We start from the raw sequence: 17,753 nt of genomic DNA on the forward strand, positions 1-17,753 counted from the left end.
TTCTGAAAAGCTTTCCTCCCCCTGCTGAGGAGAGTCGCCATGTTTAATCCTTTCCATATCGCCTACCATGTTACCAGCCTTGAAGAATCCCGAAAATTCTATAAAGAATACTTGGGATGTATCGAGGGGCGAAGTACTGACACCTGGGTAGATTTTGACTTTTTCGGGCATCAGATCTCCCTTCATCTTGGTGAACCATTCAAGACTACCCGTACAGGCAAAGTGGGCCAGCACATGGTGCTGATGCCCCATATTGGGGTGGTGCTGCCGCTTGATCGCTGGCTAGCGCTTGCTCAGCGGTTAGAGGCCAAAGGCATCGTGTTTGAGATCCCCCCAGTCGTTCGGTTCAGAGGGGAGCCCGGGGAGCAATGTACGATGTTCTTCCTGGATCCGAGTGGCAATCCAATTGAAGTCAAAGGCTTTAGGAATCTCCCCGCCGTCTTCGCTTCTTGATACATCTAAATAATAACAAGAGACTCAACACCATGACTGCGAAAAAAAAGATCAGCTTGATCACCCAGATTGCAATCGGCTTGTTTTCAGGAGTTATTGTCGGGCTACTGCTCAACTACTTTCCCGATCAAAAAGGCTGGTTGGTAGCGCAGGTCCTTCAGCCGGCGGGCGATGCCTTCATCAAGCTGATGAAAATGATCATCGTCCCGCTGGTTTTCTCCTGTATGGTAGTGGGGATTGCGGGATCTGGGGGCCGTTCTCTCGGGCGAGTGGGCACAAAGGCCTTGGTCTACTTTTTTTCGGTTACCGGCCTGGCAATTGTTTTCGGATTATTAGTGGGTAATATTTTCCAGCCTGGCATTGGTGCTGATTTTTCCAGCGCAGCTACCACCACAGTGCAAGCCCCTATGCAGGGTGCTTCACAGGGGTTAGGCAATGTGCTCCTGGGGATTATCCCTGATAACATCATCGCGGCGATGGCTGAAGCCAAGCTACTTTCCGTACTGTTTTTTGCGATAATTTTTGGGGTTGCGCTTTCTAATCTGGAACCGCAAAAGCGACTTCCCTTGGTAGGTGCATTACAAGCCGTTGCCGACACCATGTTCAAAGTAACGCACATGGTGATGGCGTATTCTCCGATCGGTATTTTTGCCCTGATTGCAGTAACAGTATCCAGCTTTGGTATTCACGCCCTGCTGCCGCTGGCGAAGCTGATCGGCGTGACATACCTGGCGGTTATAGTCTTTGCTATCGTGGTGCTCGGCTTCATTGCAAAGCTGGTCGGCGAAAATATTTTTGAAATCATCAAGGCTTTCAAGGATGAATTATTGCTGGCATTCAGTAGCGCCAGCTCCGCGACGGTCATGCCTCAACTGATGGCCAAGAGCGAAGTGAGAGGCGTGCCACGCAACATCACCACGCTTGTCATACCGCTGGGATATTCGTTCAACCTTGATGGTGCCTCTTTGTTTGCAGGGTTAGGGACACTCTTTATTGCCCAGGTTTACAATATTGAGCTCGCCCTGGCAGACCAGATCATGCTTGTTTTCATCATGGTCCTAACCTCCAAGGGCGCGGCGGGCGTACCGGGGTTCATGTTCGTCATCCTCACTGCCACGCTCACCGCCGCCGGGTTGCCGTTAGAGGGTGTTGCCTTGATCGCGGGCGTGTACAGGCTAATGGATATGCCGGTTACTGCACTGAATGTGCTAGGCAACGCGCTGGCCCCCTTGGTAGTGGCAAAATGGGAAAGTCGATCCCAGAACCGTGATGAATCTGTGAAAGGTGATGCTGAAACTAGAGCACTCCCTCAAGAACAGTGATTCGATCAGTATCGCTGCGTTTTGCGAAGCACGAGGAAGTGCAGTAGTCAGTCGATCAAGTTCACAGGTGGTTCTTCATATATACGCGTTGCGTTGGCACCTGAAAACAGCCTTGCACTACTGGCCGCTGCTGTGCCGTGGCCCTCGTAGCAGAGGCACCAGCAGCCACCAGAAACAACCGCAACATATACCAAAGCACCGACCCGTTGCCTGCGAATAATATTTTAAAAATAATCTGTAGCGAAACTTCCTACAGCTCTTTAGGAAGTTTCAATCTCCCATAGAAATTGATTCCTCGTTAGTCTTCAGGCTTTCGCAAATTGCTTGCGCCCGATCACATGGGGAGTCCGCGGCCATTGCGTGAGTTGCCCTGCTAATTGACGAGGATTAAGGATGTCCAGACTGTCCGATGGCACTGACAAACCGGTGCCGGTCAAGAAAAAGCCAGTCCTGCTTGAGGATATCGAGGAAACCCAACAGTTCCGTACAGGCGCTGATCCTCAACTCGCAACGGATCTATCCGGTTACCCCGCCGACCCGGAGTTCCAGCTGCGTGGCGGCTTCGAAAACCTGATGCTCGACGCGGCAAGCCCGCTGTTCGGACTGGTCATTCGGCGACAGGTACTGAGAACCGGGGCACCGAGCAGCGCAGACCGAGCGATGCACCACGGTCTACGCCTGGCGTTGTTTGCTTCGGTACATGAAACGGCTGTCGAAATACGCGTGAGTGAAGCTGCACGAAGTGGGCAGCCAATCAATCCGCAACGCAGCGGTGGCCAGATTGCACGGTACCTGGATCAGGCCTGGGCCGAAGGGCTAATGCAGGCTGATAACAAGCAAAGCGACTTCTATAAAGTTCGTGCTGCCGGCCTGATATGCCTCATCGAAGGCATGCTGATGGCTTTCAAGGCTCGCGAGCTGCGTGACAGTGACACACGTATCAAGACTGAACTCTTGGCTGCCGCAATGACCACGGCTGCGGCGGGCTTCGAGATTGGGGCAAGTTATGTGGACCAAGTGGTGACACGATACGGCGCTAACAGTGTGACCGGGAGAGGTGCAGCGGCCACCTTAGGAAGGTTAAAGCTCTGGGGGGCTGGATTGGCTGGCGTTGGAGGTTCGCTGCTGGCGTGGTGGGATTTCACAGATTGGCTTGAACATTTCAACGACAGTCACGCTGGACACACCAAACAGACTCAAAAAAAATCCAGGCTTTTGGCCACTACGTACCTTGTAAGAGGAATGGCGACAATAACCCTATCGCTGGCCGAAATAGGAACGGCCATTGCTGTTGCAAAACCTTTCTTCGACTACCTTTCTCAAAATGCCAAGACCAAGCTGGCCAGGACGCTATCCACGTCCTTTGGAGCACTTGCAACAAAGCTCGGAACGCAGGCCGCTCGGTTATTACTTGCCCGCCTTATTCTTGGCGCTTTCTGGATTGGCCTAGTCCTGACAGTGATAATTTACATATTTGAAGACGACGCTTTGGAGAAGTGGTGCAAACGCAGCAGCTTCCGCCTTGCAAAAAACTCAAAACCGTTTGAAGAACAAGAAGAACTGAAGACCCTGCACTCCGCATTCAGCGAGGTATTGTGATGTATCTGATCGAATGGGGTTTCTGGCAAATGGCTACTGAATCCGAAGCTGCGCGAAAAGCCTATGAAGCAGAGCTGACACCGAAAGAAAAACGTCAGGATTTGTATGAGGACGAGCTGGCTGAAGAAATGCACTTTCAACCTGTGAGTGAAAACCCGCGCACAAGAGGCCCTGTATTCGCTTTTAACGACATCTTCTTAGATATTCGCTGTGGTGGTTCAGAAGAAAAGCGCGGGCTGATTACGCTCGCAACGCTCGGCGCTATCGCCCCGGCCATTGCTGTTGGACTAATCACCACCACTGGATTTTTATGGATGGACATCACCGACCCTGAGGGTCGCTCCATAATCACGATTCTTACAACACTTATAATGCTCTCAGTCAGCTCGACCTTAGTGTATCTTTATTCAAAGTATGGAATTCACTTAACCCGACTAGAAATGCTGACTAGCCGTCACTTGCTCATTCGTTTCAATCGTGTAACCCAACAAGTTCACCTACATCGACCGAAATACTGCGGCGGCATCGTCACTTTCCCGTGGAAAACAACCGGAAGCACAGCCATCGACCCAGAAGATGACCCACTCAGCGTGGGCATGCGACTAGGGCTAGTCTGGCACCCCAGCCGCACCGGCCTCCCCCACATGGAAATGGCCCTACTCGGCAAACAAGGCCAAGGCGGCAGCGAACTCCGTGACGAGTGGGAGTTCATCCGCCGCTACATGGAAGAAGGCCCACACGCCGTCCCCCGCCCCCGCCTGAGCACACAACTACCATCACCCATCCAGGCCTTCAGCGCCCAGTTCGAGGGGCTTGGGCGTTTCTTCCGCAAAAGCAGCTGGTTGTTCAAAGTTATCCTGCTGTTCGTCTGGCCCGCTTTCGTCATTGTTGGCACCGGCCACTGGCTCAGCCTGCTGCTGTGCTGGCGACCGCGCTGGCCGAAAGTAATCCGCGAGGCCGGCTTGCCCGGCAAGCCCGTACCACCCGTGACCACCCTCAGCGACTACCCACCCGCAATCCAGGAGCGCCTGCTCGCCAATGCCTACCGCTGGCAGCTCAAACCCGGCAAACGGCCTGAGAAAAAACCACGAAAACCGCGCAGATCCAGGTCGAAAGAGGAACCGGCTGCACCCACAGAATGATTGTGTCTGCATTCAGAATTCGACCGTGTACCCCACGATCACGCGGTTCTCATCCGCTGCATCGGCAAAATTCGAGCGCATGCTCGCATTGCGCCAACGCAGCGACACATTCCGGAGCGCCCCCGACTGCACCACATAGGTGATGTCCGTGGTCCGCTCCCACTCCCGCCCTTCTCCGTCGCCAGCCGCCAGCGCCCTGCCCTTGGCGCTGGCGATGCGCTGCGGGTCCACATGGTCGCCCTTCACATAGCGCACATTGAACGTGAGCCCTGGGATACCCAGCGCAGCGAAGTTGTAGTCGTATCGCAGCATCCACGCCCGTTCATTGGCCAGGGCAAAGGTGCTGACCTGCTGTTCGCTGAACAGGTAGGTATCGGTGCCACCCACGTAGGCATATGCCGTATCGCCGCGCAATTTCTGGTAGCCACCGCTGAACGTATGGCCCTGAACGCTGTACCCGAAGTTGGTACTGAGGGTCTGGTTGTCGACTTCACCCAGCAAAGCCCGGCCCTGCTCGCGTGCGTTGAACCAGCGCCACTCGGTAAACACATCCCCGGGCCCTAGGCGCGTCTTGAACTTGAACCCGGCAAAATCACGCCGGAACAGGTCTTCGAGCGTGCTGGTGTGAAGGCTGAGGGTCAGGTTGTTCAGCGGCTGGTAGTCGACACCGCCGTAGTAAAGCCGGTCACTGGTTACCGTCGCCGAGTAGGCCCCTTGCTGCGCCATGGCGGTCAGGTCCTCATAGTTGGTGGAGTCGCGCAACGTGGTGGCATCCACCTGCAGCAGGGTGAACGTAAACCGGTCCAGGTCCTTGCTCACCAGTTGCGCACCGTTGAACCACTGGGGGAACAAGCGGCTGTTGTTGGACGCCAGCAAGGGCAGTTGCGGGCTCAGGCCGCCGAGTTTCAACTCGCTCTGCGCCAGCCTGGCCTTGAAGGTGGCCACCGCCTTGGCATAGTCGTCCGCGGCGCGTTTGTCGCTGCCACGTGGCAACAGGCCGGTGCCGCTACGGTCGGGTGAGGAATCCAGCTTGAGCCCCAGCATGCCGGCTGCATCCAGGCCAAAGCCGACCAGACCGTCGGTGTAGCCAGACTGCAGGCGCAGCATGAAGCCCTGGCCCCATTCACCGCGCCGCGATTGCGTGGCGCTGTCACCGTGAAAGTCGCGGTCGAAATAGAAATTGCGCAGTTCCATGCTGCCGCTGGCGTCATCGATGAAGCCGGCCTGCGCGTTTTGACAGGCGCAGCAAAGCGCCCCGAGCATCAGCGATGCTCGCCGGGAAAGATTGATCATGGGTGTGCCTGGTTCTTGTTGTTGTTTGAAGACTCAGCGCCAATCAGCTTCGGGGGTTGCGCACGTAGCGCATCACCACCAGGCAGGCGATCAGGATCAGCGGGGCGATGGACAGCATGCCCATGGAGTCGCTGCCGGTGAGGTCATTGATCTTGCCCACCATCACCGGTGCGACGATGCCGCTTAGCTGCCCGACCGAGTTGATCGCCGCAGTACCGGTGGCAATTGCCAGGCCCGAGAAGGTCGACTGTGGAATGGTCCAGAAGATCGGGATGGCGATGAACGTACCTGCGGTGGCCAGCACCAGCGCGGCCATCATCGCCAGCGACGAGTCGGAATACAGGCACGCCAGCAGGTAGCCCACAGCTGCCGCCAGCAGGCAGTACACCAGGTAGCGCTTGCGCTCGCCGGTACGGTCGGAGCGACGGGTCAGCAGCACCATGCCGATGCAGGCCACCGCGTACGGCAATGCCGACAGCACACCCACCCAGAGCATGTCCTGCACACCTGATGACTTGATCAGGTGCGGCATCCAGAAGTTAAGGCCATAGGACGCGGTTTTGATCACGTAGTAGATGAACGCCATGATCGCCACTTCACGGGTCAGCAACACCCGCCAGATCGAGCCGAGAACCGGCTTTTCGGCGCGTTTGTCCTGGGCCAGGTTTTCCGCCAGCAGGTCCTTCTCCTCACGGCTCAGCCATTTTGCCGCTTCGATGTCCCGGTCCAGCTTCCACAGCACTAGCAGGCCCAGCACCACGCAGGGCAAACCGGACATCAGGAACAGCCAGTGCCAACCGGCAAGGCCTAGCACACCATCCATGGTCCCCAACAAGACACCTGCTGCCGGGCCACCCACCGCACCGGCCAGCGGCACGGCCAGAAACCACAGGCCATTCATCTTCGCCAGGTGCTTGCGCGGGAACCAGCATGCGAGGTAGAAAAGAATCGCCGGGCCGAAGCCGGCCTCCATCACCCCGATCAGAAAGCGCAGGAAATACAGGGTGTACTGGGTATAGGCAAATACCAGCGTCGCCGTCGCCAGGCCCCACGACACCATGATCCGGCAGATCCAGGCCGGTGCCCCGTAGCGCTTCAGGCCCAGACTGCTAGGTACTTCGAACAGTACATATCCCACGAAGAACATGCTCGCGGCCAGGCCGTAGGCGGCGTCGCTGAGGCCCAGTTCCTGCTGCATCTGGGCTTTTGCGAAACTGATGTTGATGCGGTCGAAGTACGAAAACAGGAAGCAGATGATGGCCAGCGGCATAATGCGCCAGGCCACGCGGCGGTACAGCAGCAGTTCATTGATGTGGCTGTCGTTGCGCTCACGCGCCAGTTCGCCGGTCATGGCAACCATGGTGGATCTCCATTCTTGTAATTATTGGAGAGCAGCGACGCCTTCATGGGCGTCGCCAGCGGGTTTTCAGCGGATACGGATCAGTTTTTCCTTGAAGCTCTGGCCTTTTGCGACGTACTCGACGGCGTTGCGCTGCATGCTGGCGATGGCTTCGGCCGTCAGTTCGCGCACCAGCTTGGCAGGCGCACCCAGGATCAGCGAGTTATCGGGGAACACCTTGCCTTCGGTGACGATGGCGCCAGCCCCGACCAGGCAGTTGTTGCCGATGACCGCGCCGTTGAGCACCACCGCCTGGATGCCGATCAGCGCACCATCACCGATGGTGCAGCCGTGCAGCATGGCCTGGTGGCCGATGGTGACGCCCTGCCCCACCGTCAACGCAAAGCCGGGGTCGGCATGCAGCACTGCGCCTTCCTGCACATTGCTGCGCTGGCCGATGCGGATCGGTTCGTTGTCGCCCCTTAGCACGGCCTGCGGCCATACGCTGACGCCTTGTTCGAGGGTTACGTCGCCGATCACGGTGGCATCCTCTGCCACGTACGCTTCCGGGTGCAGGTTGGGGGCCAAGGTGTCGTATTGGTAAATCGCCATCTCAAACCCTCCTCAAGCTGCGTCGTCGGTTTTCAGCACGCCGGCCGCGCACAGCTCGGCAATGTGCGCATCGCTGTAACCCAGTTCACGCATCACCTGGCGGGTGTGCTCGCCAATCCGTGCTATCGCACGGCGCGGCTGTAGGCGCTGCCCGTCCAGTGACAGCGGCAGCAACGGCATGGGTGTGTGGCTGCCGTCTTCAAGTTGCAGGTCGGCCATACCGCCGCTCTGCTGCAGGTGGGGGTCGTCGAACAACTCTTCCGGGCGGCGGATCGGCGCAAACGGGATGCCGTTGGCCTCCAGCTGCAGCGCCAGTTGCCCCGCATCCAGTGGCGCGAACACCTCGGCCAGGTGCGCCAGCAGCCGTGGCCGTTGCAACACACGGTCGTTGTTGCTGGCCAGTGTCGGGTCATCGAGCAAGGCGGTCTGCCCCAGCACCTGGCACAGCGCATGCCACTGCCCTTCGCCGGTGGCGGCGACAAACATCTGCTCGCCACCGGCGAAGGTGAACACGTCATAGATCGCCCAGGCACTGATGCGGTTTGGCATCGGCGCTGCAGCCTCGCCGGTGACTACGTACTGCTGCATGTGCTGGGCGGCCAGCAACACGCAGTTCTCGTACAGGGCACTTTGCACCTCGCGGCCGCTGCCGGTGGTGTGACGGTCGTTGAGCGCCGCCAGTACGCCGATGGCGCCGAACATGCCGCCCATGATGTCGTTCACCGAGCTGCCCGCACGCAACGGGCGGCCCACCGGCCCGGTCATGTAGGCCAGGCCGGCCATCATCTGCACCACCTCGTCCAGCGCCAGGCGGTTGTCATAGGGGCCGCTGAGAAAGCCTTTGTGCGAGGCATAGATCAGCCGCGGGTTGCGCTGGCGCAGCGCGGCGTAGCCCAGGCCCAGCTTGTGCATCCGACCAGGTTTGAAGTTTTCGATAAACACGTCGGCAGTGTCGATCAGTTGCAGCACGGCCTCGCGGCCCTCGGCCGATTCGACATCCACCGCGATGCATTGCTTGTTACGGTTGAAGGTGCGGAAGAAGCCCGCCCCCGCGCCCAGCAGCCGGCGCGTGCCGTCGCCGCGCACAGGTTCGATCTTGATCACTTCGGCGCCAAGGTCGCCGAGGATCATCCCGCAGGTCGGGCCCATCACCATGTGGGAAATTTCGACGACACGGATGCCGTCCAAGGGAAGTCTGGACATCGTGGTATTCCTCGTTCAGGCAGGTCAGGCGTGGCCGGCAGCGTCGGCGAAGTTCAGCGGTAAACCGGCGCGGGCGATGCAGCCGTAAAGAGGCTCGCCCGGCAGCGCCTCGCTCAGCACCTGGCGCGACTCGATCAGGGCAGGCAGGTTGATACCGGTGGCGTAGCCCATGCTCTGCAGCATGAACACCAAGTCTTCGGTGACGGTATTGCCCGACGCGCCCGGGGCGAACGGGCAGCCCCCCAGGCCAGCCAGGGAGGCGTCCAGCTCGCGAATACCCTGCTGTACAGCGACCAGGCTGTTGGCCAGGGCGAGGCCACGGGTGTCATGGAAGTGCGCGGCCTTGAGGCGGTCACCGGCAATCGCCCGCACCGCCTGGAGCACCGTTGCCACCTGGCCCGGGTTGGCGTAGCCAGTGGTGTCACCCAGCGAGACAAGGTCGCAACCGGCTTCGATCACCTGGCGGGTCAGTGCGCAAAGGTCGGCCAGCGGCACCTCACCCTGGCGCGTGCAGCCAAAAGCGACCGACATGCCGGCAATGACCTGCACCTCATGCAGGCCCATTTCAGTACGCACTTGGCACATGCGCCCCAGTTCCTCGACCATTTCCATGGGCGTGCGGCGCACGTTGGCCAGGCTGTGCGCCATGCTGACCGATACCGGGGCGACGATGCGATGGGCGCCAGACTCAAGTGCGTCCCTGGCGCCGCGCAGGTTCGGGGCCAACACGGTTACCTGCAGGCCCGGGTATGTGAGGGCGTGGGCCACCACCTCGCGGGCATCGGCCATTTGCGGCAGCAAGCGTGGCGGTACGAACGAAGCAACCTCCATGTGGCGCACGCCAGCGGCGTAGGCGGCGTCGATCCAGCGGCGTTTGGCGGCGGTTGGCAGGGTTGTCTGCAGGCTCTGCAGGCCATCGCGCATGCCGACTTCGTTGATTGTTATTGTTGTCATCACGATCTCTCTGTCTGAAGCGTTGCGCCAGACTAAGAGCTGGATGACGGGCAGAAAAGACGTGTTTCACGGGCTGATCCATCGTCAGCCACGATGGATCAGCCGGCGACCTGCCAGGCCGGTGCACGCAGCAACAGGTGGTCCAGCAGGCGCCGTGCGGACAGCGACAGCGTGTGCCGGTCGCGCATGCAGATGACGAACTCGCCAAGCGCCCAGTCGTCCGTCAGCGGGATGACCCGCAGGTCGAACAATGCCGCATAGCGGGCCACGGCCTCTTGCGGGAACACCGCCAGGCCAAGCCCGAATTGCACCAGGCGGTATGCCGCGTCAAACGACGACACGTACGAACGAAAACGCAATTCTTTGCCGGCCTGTTCGGCGCTTTTACGCATGAAGGCGTTCAAGGTGGCGAAGGCCGACAGGCCCAGGTGGTCGTAACCCAGGGTTTCCTCGAAAGCAATCTGGCTGCGGCCGGCCAACGGGTGATCAGCAGCAACGACAACGGCCAGGTGATCCTGCCGGTACGCTACGAACTCCAGGTCACCCACCGCCATGGATTTGCGGCAGATGCCGAGGTCTGCATTGCCCTCGGCCACACCACGAACGACATCGGTGCTGAAGCGCTCCTCGATATCGGCCTGAATCAGTGGATTCTCCAGCATGAACGCCGTCAGTTCCTCGGGCAGGAACTCCATGATCGACGACACATTGGCCAGCACCCGCACATGGCCGCGCGCGCCTTCGGCGTATTCGCTCAGCTCGCTGTCCAGGCGTTCCATGGCACGGGTCATTTCCCGGGCATGGCGCAGCAGGGCCAGGCCCGCTGGGGTGGGCTCCACGCCACGCTTGCTGCGCTTGAGCAAGGCGGTGCCAAAGCGCGCCTCGATGTCTGAAATACGTTTGCTGACAGCGGAGGGCGCCATGAACGCGCGCTCGCCAGCGCGGGCGATGGTGCCTTCTTCGCAGACGACGATGAACAGGTTCAGGGAAAGGTGGTCGAGGGGTTGCATCGCTTGGCTCGGCAGGGAAATGGGACCGCCGATGCAATGTAGCAAAACCGCATTTGCTTCGAAAACCGGGTTTAAATTACCTGCCCCCAATCCCCAACCTTGGGGGAACGCAGCCCACTGCCAGCTGCTCGCAAAATGCTCCGCTGAAAGGCTCGCTCCCTTGCCGCACAAGGGCTGCAACGTTATTTCCAGATTGTGGCACAGCTCTTGCCGATCTCCTCCCAGACGCCCCAAGTCCATGGGCCCGTTTGCAGGAGGAATTGACTCATGCACCGACCGATACCCCACCCGCTGGCAGTGGCGATTTTCGCCGGCATGCTCCAGCTCCCGGCGCAGGCTGCCTTGAATGCTGTCGATCCGGGCGCCTACGTGCCCGCCAACGGCGGCTTCCCCGCCTGGTACCAGGACAGTCACGGTCGTACCCTCGACCTGTGCCTGACCAAGGCGGTCAGCTCCAGGGTTGCCGGCGCACCCGGCGCACCGTCTTACATGTGCACGCTGCTGCCCACGCCCGGCGTGTTCGACGATACCCAACCCATCGTCTTCCCCACCAACTTCCCTGACGAAGCGTTCTGGTTCACCGCCGACGCTGCCATCGTCGACGTCGCGCGTGGCATCGACCTCAGCTACGGCACCGCGATCGAAGCGGCATTCGCCGCCGAAGAACCGGTCGAGGGTGACCAGGTCAGCTTCGCCCGGGTACGTATCCGGGTCGATGTCCCCACCGCTGGCACCTACGTGGTCACCCACCCCTATGGCGTGGAAGTGTTCGATGTCCCCGCCGCAGGGCGTAGGGCGATCAACATGACCCGCGACATCGGCATTGCCGGGGCAGGCGATTTCACCGGTGCGCTGAAAGGCGATGTCGGGCCGTTCCTGCGCAGTGTCAACGGCCCTTATACCGAAGGCAACGAACGCTTCGTCGGCGACCCGAACCTTGAAGAGCGAGTAACCGGCAGCCCGTTCAACACCAATTTCGTGCGCATCGAAGGCCCTGGCGGCATCGACCTGCGCACCGAACTGTTCGCGATCTCGGGCAAGCTTTCCGAAGTGGCCCTGCCAACCCCGCTGATGCCTCAGCGCAGCACCTACTCACGCCACACCGAGAACGGCGACCTGCGTGCCCAGCAAGACATCTTCGTGATGGCCCCACCGCCACCGGCCAGCGTCACCCTGACCAGCCAGACGCCCAACCTGAGCCTGACCGAGGCCAACGCCACTGGCGCCTGGTACGCCCAGTCGGCCCTCAACCCGGCGGCCGGTACCATCGTGACCCTGACCGCCGACAACAGCGTGGCCATCCCGACCAGCAGCCTGACCACCCGCAACGTGCCGCTGACTGACCTGGTCACCATCACCCAGGCCCAGTACCGCCTGTCCACCGGCGAGCTGACCCTGGTGGCCAGCACCAGCGACGAAACCACCCCGCCAGTGCTCACCGCCCATACCGGCAACGGCACGTTGATCGGCAACCTGGGCGGCACCGGCGCCGTGAAGACGTTGAGCATGTCCTTCTCGCCCATCCCGCCGGCCAAGGTGCAGGTCACCAGTGCCAATGGCGGTAGCGACACCGAAGACGTGGTGCTGGTGCCATGAACAGACAAAGGCTCAGCCTTCAAGGAGGCCGCATGAACACTTGGTCGCGCCGTGCGCTGTTCGCCGCCGGTTTTTCCCTCACCGTTACCAGCGCCGCCTTTGCCGCGTTGTCTGATGTCGACCCGGGGCCCTACACCTTCGCCACGGGCGGCTACCCGATGTGGTACAAGGACAGCCTCAACCAGTCCCTGGAACTGTGCCAGTCACGTGCCACCAGCACCCGCGCGCCAGGCGCACCAGGGGCGCCGGCCTACATGTGCACCTTGCTGCCCGAGCCCGGTATCTATGACGACGCCCTGCCGCTGGTATTTCCAGATAACTGGCCACCAGAGATGTTCTGGTTCCTGGCCGAAACCTCGATACCACAAGTGGGCAACAGCGGTTATGAGCTGGAGGTCTACGTTGCGGGTATAGAGGCAGCCTTCGCTGCTGAAAACCCGGTAGACGGTGATCAGCAAAGTTTCGCCCGCATCCGTATCCGCGCTTCGGTTCCACGCACCGGTACCTACACCATCACGCATCCTTACGGGGTGGAAACGGTCAACGTGACCACGGCAGGTCGCCGGGCGATCAACATTACCCGGGACATAGGCATTGGCGCTCCGGGCAACTTCCAGGGGGCGCTGGCGGGTGCGATCGGCCCTTGGCTGAAGGGGGTTGGCGGGCCTTATACCGAGGTCAATCCTGACACTGGCTCCACCGAAACCTACATCGGTGACCCCAACATCACCGAAGCGGTAACCGGTAGCCCGTTCAATACCAACTTCGTACGCATTGATGGGCCCGCCGGCATCATCCAGACCAACGCATTCACAGTCTCTGGCAAGGTGCTGGACCAACGTGCGCAGACCCCGGTAACCCTGGAGCGCGCCACCTACTCACGCAATGCCACCGGCACCCGTACGGAAGTATTCGCCAAGGCGCCCATAGAGGCCAGCTTGTGCATGCGCAATGGCCTGGCATTGGTCGGCACCCCGCCTTCACCGTGCCAGTTCACACTCACCGCCGACAACAACGGGCTGTTCTTCCATCAACAGTTCGGCCAGGACGCACCACCTGCAATCGTGGTGGTGACCGCCAGCAACAATATTGGCGGCACCCAGCCAACCGCACTGTCGAGCAAGCTGACCGACGTGGTCAAGGTCAGCACCGCGCGCTACGACTGGGCCAACAAGCGCCTGCTGATCGAGGCCAGGTCCAGTGACGAAGTTGCTATCCCCGACATGCTCGCCCAGGGCTACGGCCGCCTGTCGAAATCCGGCACGCTGCAAAGCATCACAGTCAACGACGTGGCACAACCGCCAGCTACCGTCACGGTCAAGTCTGCCCATGGTGGTACTGACGTGGAACCCGTGATCGTGGTCGGCAACGCACCCGTCGAGGCGGCCAACCAGCCACCGCTGGCCCAGGCAGATGTCGGCAGCACCAGCGTTGGTGTGCCGATCACCCTCAACCTGCTGCAAAACGACAGCGACCCGGACGGCAATGTGCCGCTGACCCTCAGTGACCTCACCCAGCCGGGTACCGGCCTGGGCGGTGTGGTGCTCAACGGTACCACCTCGGTCACTTACACCCCGCCAGTCGGCGCTACGCAACCATTGGTGGCCACCTTCAGCTACCGGGCGGTGGATGCCAAGGGCCTGAAATCGGAACCGGCCACGGTCACCATCAATGTGGCGCCTAACCGGCCACCGGTCGCCAACCCGGAAACCGTCGCCACCCTGGGTGTGCCATTGACCATCAACGTGCTGGCCAACGACACCGATCCGGAAGGCAATGTGCCGCTGGCTGTTGCTGCCGTCACCCAACCGGCTGCCGGCCGCGGCACGGTCAGCACCGACGGCGCCACCGTGACCTATACCCCACCGGCCACGGTTACGGCGGCCTTCACCACCACCTTCACCTACCAGGCACGTGACTCGCTGGGGGCGTTGTCCACCCCGGGTACGGTCACCGTCAACGTGTCGCCACGGCCCGCCGCCGAAACTTTCGCGGTCACGGCAGCCACCGTCACGGCGCGCTCCAACAACCGTTACAACTGGGACATCAGCGGTACTTCGTCGGTAACCACGGGCAACGTTGTCACCGTCCGGGTCACCACCACCACCGGGGTGCAGACGTTGGGCACGGCCACGGTGCCAGTGACTGGGCGCTGGCGGCTGGCAGTGAGCAACAGCACCACGATCATCCCGACCGCCGCGCCGACGGCAACCATCACCACCAGCCCGGGTACCACCCGCACCGTCAATGTGGTTGTGCAGTAAAGGCGGGGAAACGCCATGAAACGCTTGTATCCACTGCTGTTCAGCCTGGCCCTGGCGGGCCAGGCCAGCTGGGCCGACGACCTGATGGACAATGCCGACCTCGCGCCCGGCAACGACCTCGGTGAACCGGTGATCATCCGCCTGCTGCCGGTCGGTGCCGGCCAGGCTGCGGTGATCGAGCAGCAGGGGTCAGGCAACCGCGCCGCGCTCGACCAGAACGGTCAGGCCCTGCTGGGCCGTATCGTCCAGTCTGGCGGTGCGCAGGAAGCTTACATCTTGCAGGAAGGCAGTGACCTGATGGCCAGCATCAGCCAACAGGGAAATGGCAACAGCGCGTCGATCCGCCAGAGCGGCAGCAGCAACAGCGCAGCCATCGAGCAGATCGGCAACGACAACAGCGCCAGCATCGTGCAGTCCGGCTCGGGCCTCAACAGCTCCGTGACCCAGACCGGCAATGGCCAGCATGTTCAGATCACCCAATATCGATAGACCTGGAGGCACCACCATGTACAAGCTCGCCCCTTTAAGTGCCGCTATCGTCCTGGCCCTCGTAGGTCAGGCCATGGCTGCTGACAGCACCTCGTCCCAGACCCAGGACGGCAAGGAAAACATCGCCGAAGTCTCGCAGACCCAAGCATCCTTCGCCTCGGCCACCCAGAACCAGACGGGCAAGGGCCACAACCATATGGCGGTGCAGACCGAGAGCACCAGCGATATCCAGCAGAGCGCCACCGGCCAGTACAACGCCGGCTACGCCGAGCAACTGTTCGAGAACGGCAGCAAGATCACCCAGCGTGCCGGGGGCAGCTACAACGATGCCTTCGCCAGCCAGTCGGTAGGGCTGAACAACGAATCGCTACAAACCCAGCAAGGTGTCGGCAACAAATCCACCGTGTGGCAGGACACCCAGGAAGGCAGCAAAGCCACCACCTGGCAATCCGGCCAGCGCAACGAAGCCTTCATTGAGCAGACCTTCGGTGGCACCAACAACCGCAGTACCGTCAACCAGACCGGCCAGGACAACTACGCCGCCGCCGAGCACTTGAACCACGTCGATGGCGACATCCAGGTGTACCAGGATGGCCACGACAACTGGGCCTACGGCGACCAGCGCGAAGGCACCGGTGGCACCATTGGCATTGGCCAGTACGGTGGCGGCAACTCGGTGGAAGTGTGGCAGGACACCCAGGTCGGTAGCCAGGCCTCCGTGGTGCAGACCGGCCAGACTAACGAAGGCTATATCGACCAGAGCTTCGGTGCCGCCAACAAGGTCAGCCTGTCGCAGCAAGGCAATGCCAACGCCAGCTGGTCGGACCAGTTCGAGACCAACAACGCCACCGCCACCATCACCCAGACCGGCAACAACAACCTGTTTTTCACCTATCAGAATGGTGAAAACCTCAACCTGACCATCAACACCAAGGGCAATGGCAACAGCATCACCGCCAGCAACTGGAAAGGCGCCAAGATGGGCGGCCAGTTCGGTACCAACCAGAACGCCACCATCAACCAGAACGGCAATGGCAACGGCGTCAACCTGACCCAGAAAGGCGCTGACCAAGTGGCCACGCTAAACCAGACCGGTAAAGGCAACCAGATGTCGACCAAGCAGGACGACGTCAACAACGAGCTGTATTTCGAGCAGAACGGCACCGACAACATCCTGATCGCCGACCAGCGCGGTACCGACAACTATGCCTACGGCAACAGCCAGGGCACCGGTAACTCCATCACCCTGGACCAGTCCGGCTACAGCAACCAGAGCTATACCAACCAGCTGTACGGTAGCGGCAACGAAGCCACCATCAAACAGACTGACAGCATCAACGTCGCCTACGTGACCCAGGGAGGCCAGGGCAACAAGGCGTTCGTCGACCAGAGCGGTATCGCCCAAACCGCCACCATCACCCAGCTGGGCAGCGCGAACCTGGCCACTGTGACCCAGAAGTAAACCTCTCCCCCCTTGAATCGCGGCACTCCTCTCCCTGGTGCCGCGGTTCCTTTTTCGCTCACACCCTATGCAACTTCTCATACTGCCGGGTATATGCATTCCCAGTAGGAGCAGCCTTGTGCTGCGAAAGGGCCTGCAGCACCGGCACATCTTTGGGAGGCATACCGGCCTCTTCGCAGCACAAGGCTGCTCCTACAGGGATTGCAATTGCAGGGATACAATATCCAATCCCTCGAACATGTGCGGTGCCATGATCCAGTCCGACCTAGACCTGTTCGGCCACCAGCCGCAGCGCCTGGCCAGCCACACCCTACTGCTGCCCGGTTTCGCCCTGGCAGAAACCGAGGCCCTGCTCGATGCCCTGCGCCCGGTGCTGCGTGCAGCACCCTTTCGGCACATGCACACGCCGGGTGGCCTGCGCATGGCTGTAGGCCTGACCAACTGCGGTACGCTGGGTTGGGTGAGTGACGAACACGGTTACCGCTACAGCCCCAGCGATCCGCTCAGCGGCAAGCCCTGGCCCGCGCTGCCCCCGGTGCTGCTCGCCCTCGCCACCCGCGCTGCGGCCCTGGCCGGCTTCGAGGGTTTCGTGCCGGATGCCTGCCTGGTCAACCATTACCTGCCAGGCACACGCCTAAGCCTGCACCAGGACCGCGACGAGCAAGACTTCGGCCAGCCGATCGTGTCGGTATCGCTGGGCCTCCCGGCGGTGTTCCTGTTCGGCGGCCTGCAGCGCGCCGACAAGGCCCGTCGCATCCCGCTGAGCCACGGCGATGTGTTGGTCTGGGGTGGTGAGGACCGCTTGCGCTTTCATGGCGTGCTGCCTATAAAACCTGGCGTGCATCCGCGCATGGGCGAGCGGCGGATCAACCTGACCTTGCGCAAGGCCGGCCCCTGAACAGGCCTGCCTTCTGCCACCCGGCGCGAACAAGATGAATGCACATGAAACACGTTGAACATCTTGGCCAGGCAAGCTTCAAACATTAAGCCGCCTTCTTTTGCCTGGAGCCTGCCA

Annotated in this window: 14 protein-coding genes and 2 pseudogenes; 10 read left to right on the forward strand and 6 right to left on the reverse strand. The window is 60.8% G+C overall.

What is annotated here, in order from left to right:
* The first annotated feature begins 39 nt into the window (after positions 1 to 39).
* From MRBLPB4O_RS14495 to MRBLPB4O_RS14515, 5 genes and pseudogenes are all read left to right on the forward strand, one after another.
* Positions 40 to 453, forward strand: coding sequence for a VOC family protein (locus MRBLPB4O_RS14495; protein ID WP_341795640.1), 414 nt, complete (start codon positions 40 to 42; stop codon positions 451 to 453).
* Positions 454 to 485: 32 nt separating this feature from the next.
* A complete protein-coding gene (locus MRBLPB4O_RS14500) occupies positions 486 to 1,775 on the forward strand; it encodes a cation:dicarboxylase symporter family transporter (protein WP_341795641.1) in 1,290 nt (429 codons plus the stop codon).
* 393 nt (positions 1,776 to 2,168) lie between these two features.
* Positions 2,169 to 2,402 (forward strand): annotated as a pseudogene (locus MRBLPB4O_RS14505) (DotU family type IV/VI secretion system protein); the annotation flags it as partial.
* Positions 2,391 to 3,374, forward strand: a pseudogene (locus MRBLPB4O_RS14510) (hypothetical protein); the annotation flags it as partial. The pseudogenes MRBLPB4O_RS14505 and MRBLPB4O_RS14510, both read left to right, overlap by 12 nt.
* Positions 3,374 to 4,516 carry a DUF6708 domain-containing protein gene (locus tag MRBLPB4O_RS14515; protein ID WP_341795642.1) on the forward strand — a complete coding sequence of 381 codons (1,143 nt, stop codon included), beginning with the start codon at positions 3,374 to 3,376 and terminating at the stop codon, positions 4,514 to 4,516. The pseudogene MRBLPB4O_RS14510 and the gene MRBLPB4O_RS14515, both read left to right, overlap by 1 nt.
* A gap of 12 nt (positions 4,517 to 4,528) precedes the next feature.
* Here the strand turns inward: MRBLPB4O_RS14515 and MRBLPB4O_RS14520 are convergent, their stop codons facing one another.
* From MRBLPB4O_RS14520 to MRBLPB4O_RS14545, 6 genes are all read right to left on the reverse strand, one after another.
* On the reverse strand, positions 4,529 to 5,809 hold the full coding sequence (locus MRBLPB4O_RS14520; RefSeq protein WP_341795643.1) for an OprD family porin: 1,281 nt from the start codon (positions 5,807 to 5,809) through the stop codon (positions 4,529 to 4,531).
* Positions 5,810 to 5,852: 43 nt separating this feature from the next.
* Positions 5,853 to 7,169 (reverse strand): MFS transporter, encoded by a 1,317-nt coding sequence (locus MRBLPB4O_RS14525; protein ID WP_341795644.1) that lies wholly within the window; start codon positions 7,167 to 7,169, stop codon positions 5,853 to 5,855.
* 66 nt (positions 7,170 to 7,235) lie between these two features.
* Positions 7,236 to 7,760, reverse strand: a complete 525-nt coding sequence (locus tag MRBLPB4O_RS14530) for a gamma carbonic anhydrase family protein (RefSeq protein ID WP_341795645.1) — start codon at positions 7,758 to 7,760, stop codon at positions 7,236 to 7,238.
* Between the two features lie 12 nt (positions 7,761 to 7,772).
* Positions 7,773 to 8,963, reverse strand: coding sequence for a CaiB/BaiF CoA-transferase family protein (locus MRBLPB4O_RS14535; RefSeq protein ID WP_341795646.1), 1,191 nt, complete (start codon positions 8,961 to 8,963; stop codon positions 7,773 to 7,775).
* 24 nt (positions 8,964 to 8,987) lie between these two features.
* Positions 8,988 to 9,917 (reverse strand): hydroxymethylglutaryl-CoA lyase, encoded by a 930-nt coding sequence (locus MRBLPB4O_RS14540; protein WP_341795647.1) that lies wholly within the window; start codon positions 9,915 to 9,917, stop codon positions 8,988 to 8,990.
* A 98-nt stretch (positions 9,918 to 10,015) separates the two neighbouring features.
* A complete protein-coding gene (locus MRBLPB4O_RS14545) occupies positions 10,016 to 10,927 on the reverse strand; it encodes a LysR family transcriptional regulator (RefSeq protein ID WP_341795648.1) in 912 nt (303 codons plus the stop codon).
* 267 nt (positions 10,928 to 11,194) lie between these two features.
* Between MRBLPB4O_RS14545 and MRBLPB4O_RS14550 the strand changes: the two genes are divergently transcribed.
* The 5 genes from MRBLPB4O_RS14550 (at position 11,195) to alkB (ending at position 17,636) form a co-directional block, all read left to right on the forward strand.
* Positions 11,195 to 12,523 carry a hypothetical protein gene (locus tag MRBLPB4O_RS14550; protein ID WP_341795649.1) on the forward strand — a complete coding sequence of 443 codons (1,329 nt, stop codon included), beginning with the start codon at positions 11,195 to 11,197 and terminating at the stop codon, positions 12,521 to 12,523.
* 32 nt (positions 12,524 to 12,555) lie between these two features.
* Positions 12,556 to 14,787, forward strand: a complete 2,232-nt coding sequence (locus tag MRBLPB4O_RS14555) for an Ig-like domain-containing protein (RefSeq protein WP_341795650.1) — start codon at positions 12,556 to 12,558, stop codon at positions 14,785 to 14,787.
* A gap of 15 nt (positions 14,788 to 14,802) precedes the next feature.
* On the forward strand, positions 14,803 to 15,276 hold the full coding sequence (locus MRBLPB4O_RS14560) for a curlin (protein WP_338747337.1): 474 nt from the start codon (positions 14,803 to 14,805) through the stop codon (positions 15,274 to 15,276).
* A gap of 16 nt (positions 15,277 to 15,292) precedes the next feature.
* Positions 15,293 to 16,738: a curlin gene (locus MRBLPB4O_RS14565; protein ID WP_341795651.1), complete on the forward strand. Its 1,446-nt coding sequence runs from the start codon at positions 15,293 to 15,295 to the stop codon at positions 16,736 to 16,738.
* Positions 16,739 to 16,988: 250 nt separating this feature from the next.
* Entirely contained in the window at positions 16,989 to 17,636 is a 648-nt protein-coding gene (gene alkB, locus MRBLPB4O_RS14570; protein WP_341795652.1) for a DNA oxidative demethylase AlkB, read from the forward strand.
* Positions 17,637 to 17,753 lie beyond the last annotated feature (117 nt).

Source organism: Pseudomonas sp. LPB4.O (genome assembly GCF_038383825.1).
GTDB lineage: Bacteria > Pseudomonadota > Gammaproteobacteria > Pseudomonadales > Pseudomonadaceae > Aquipseudomonas > Aquipseudomonas putida.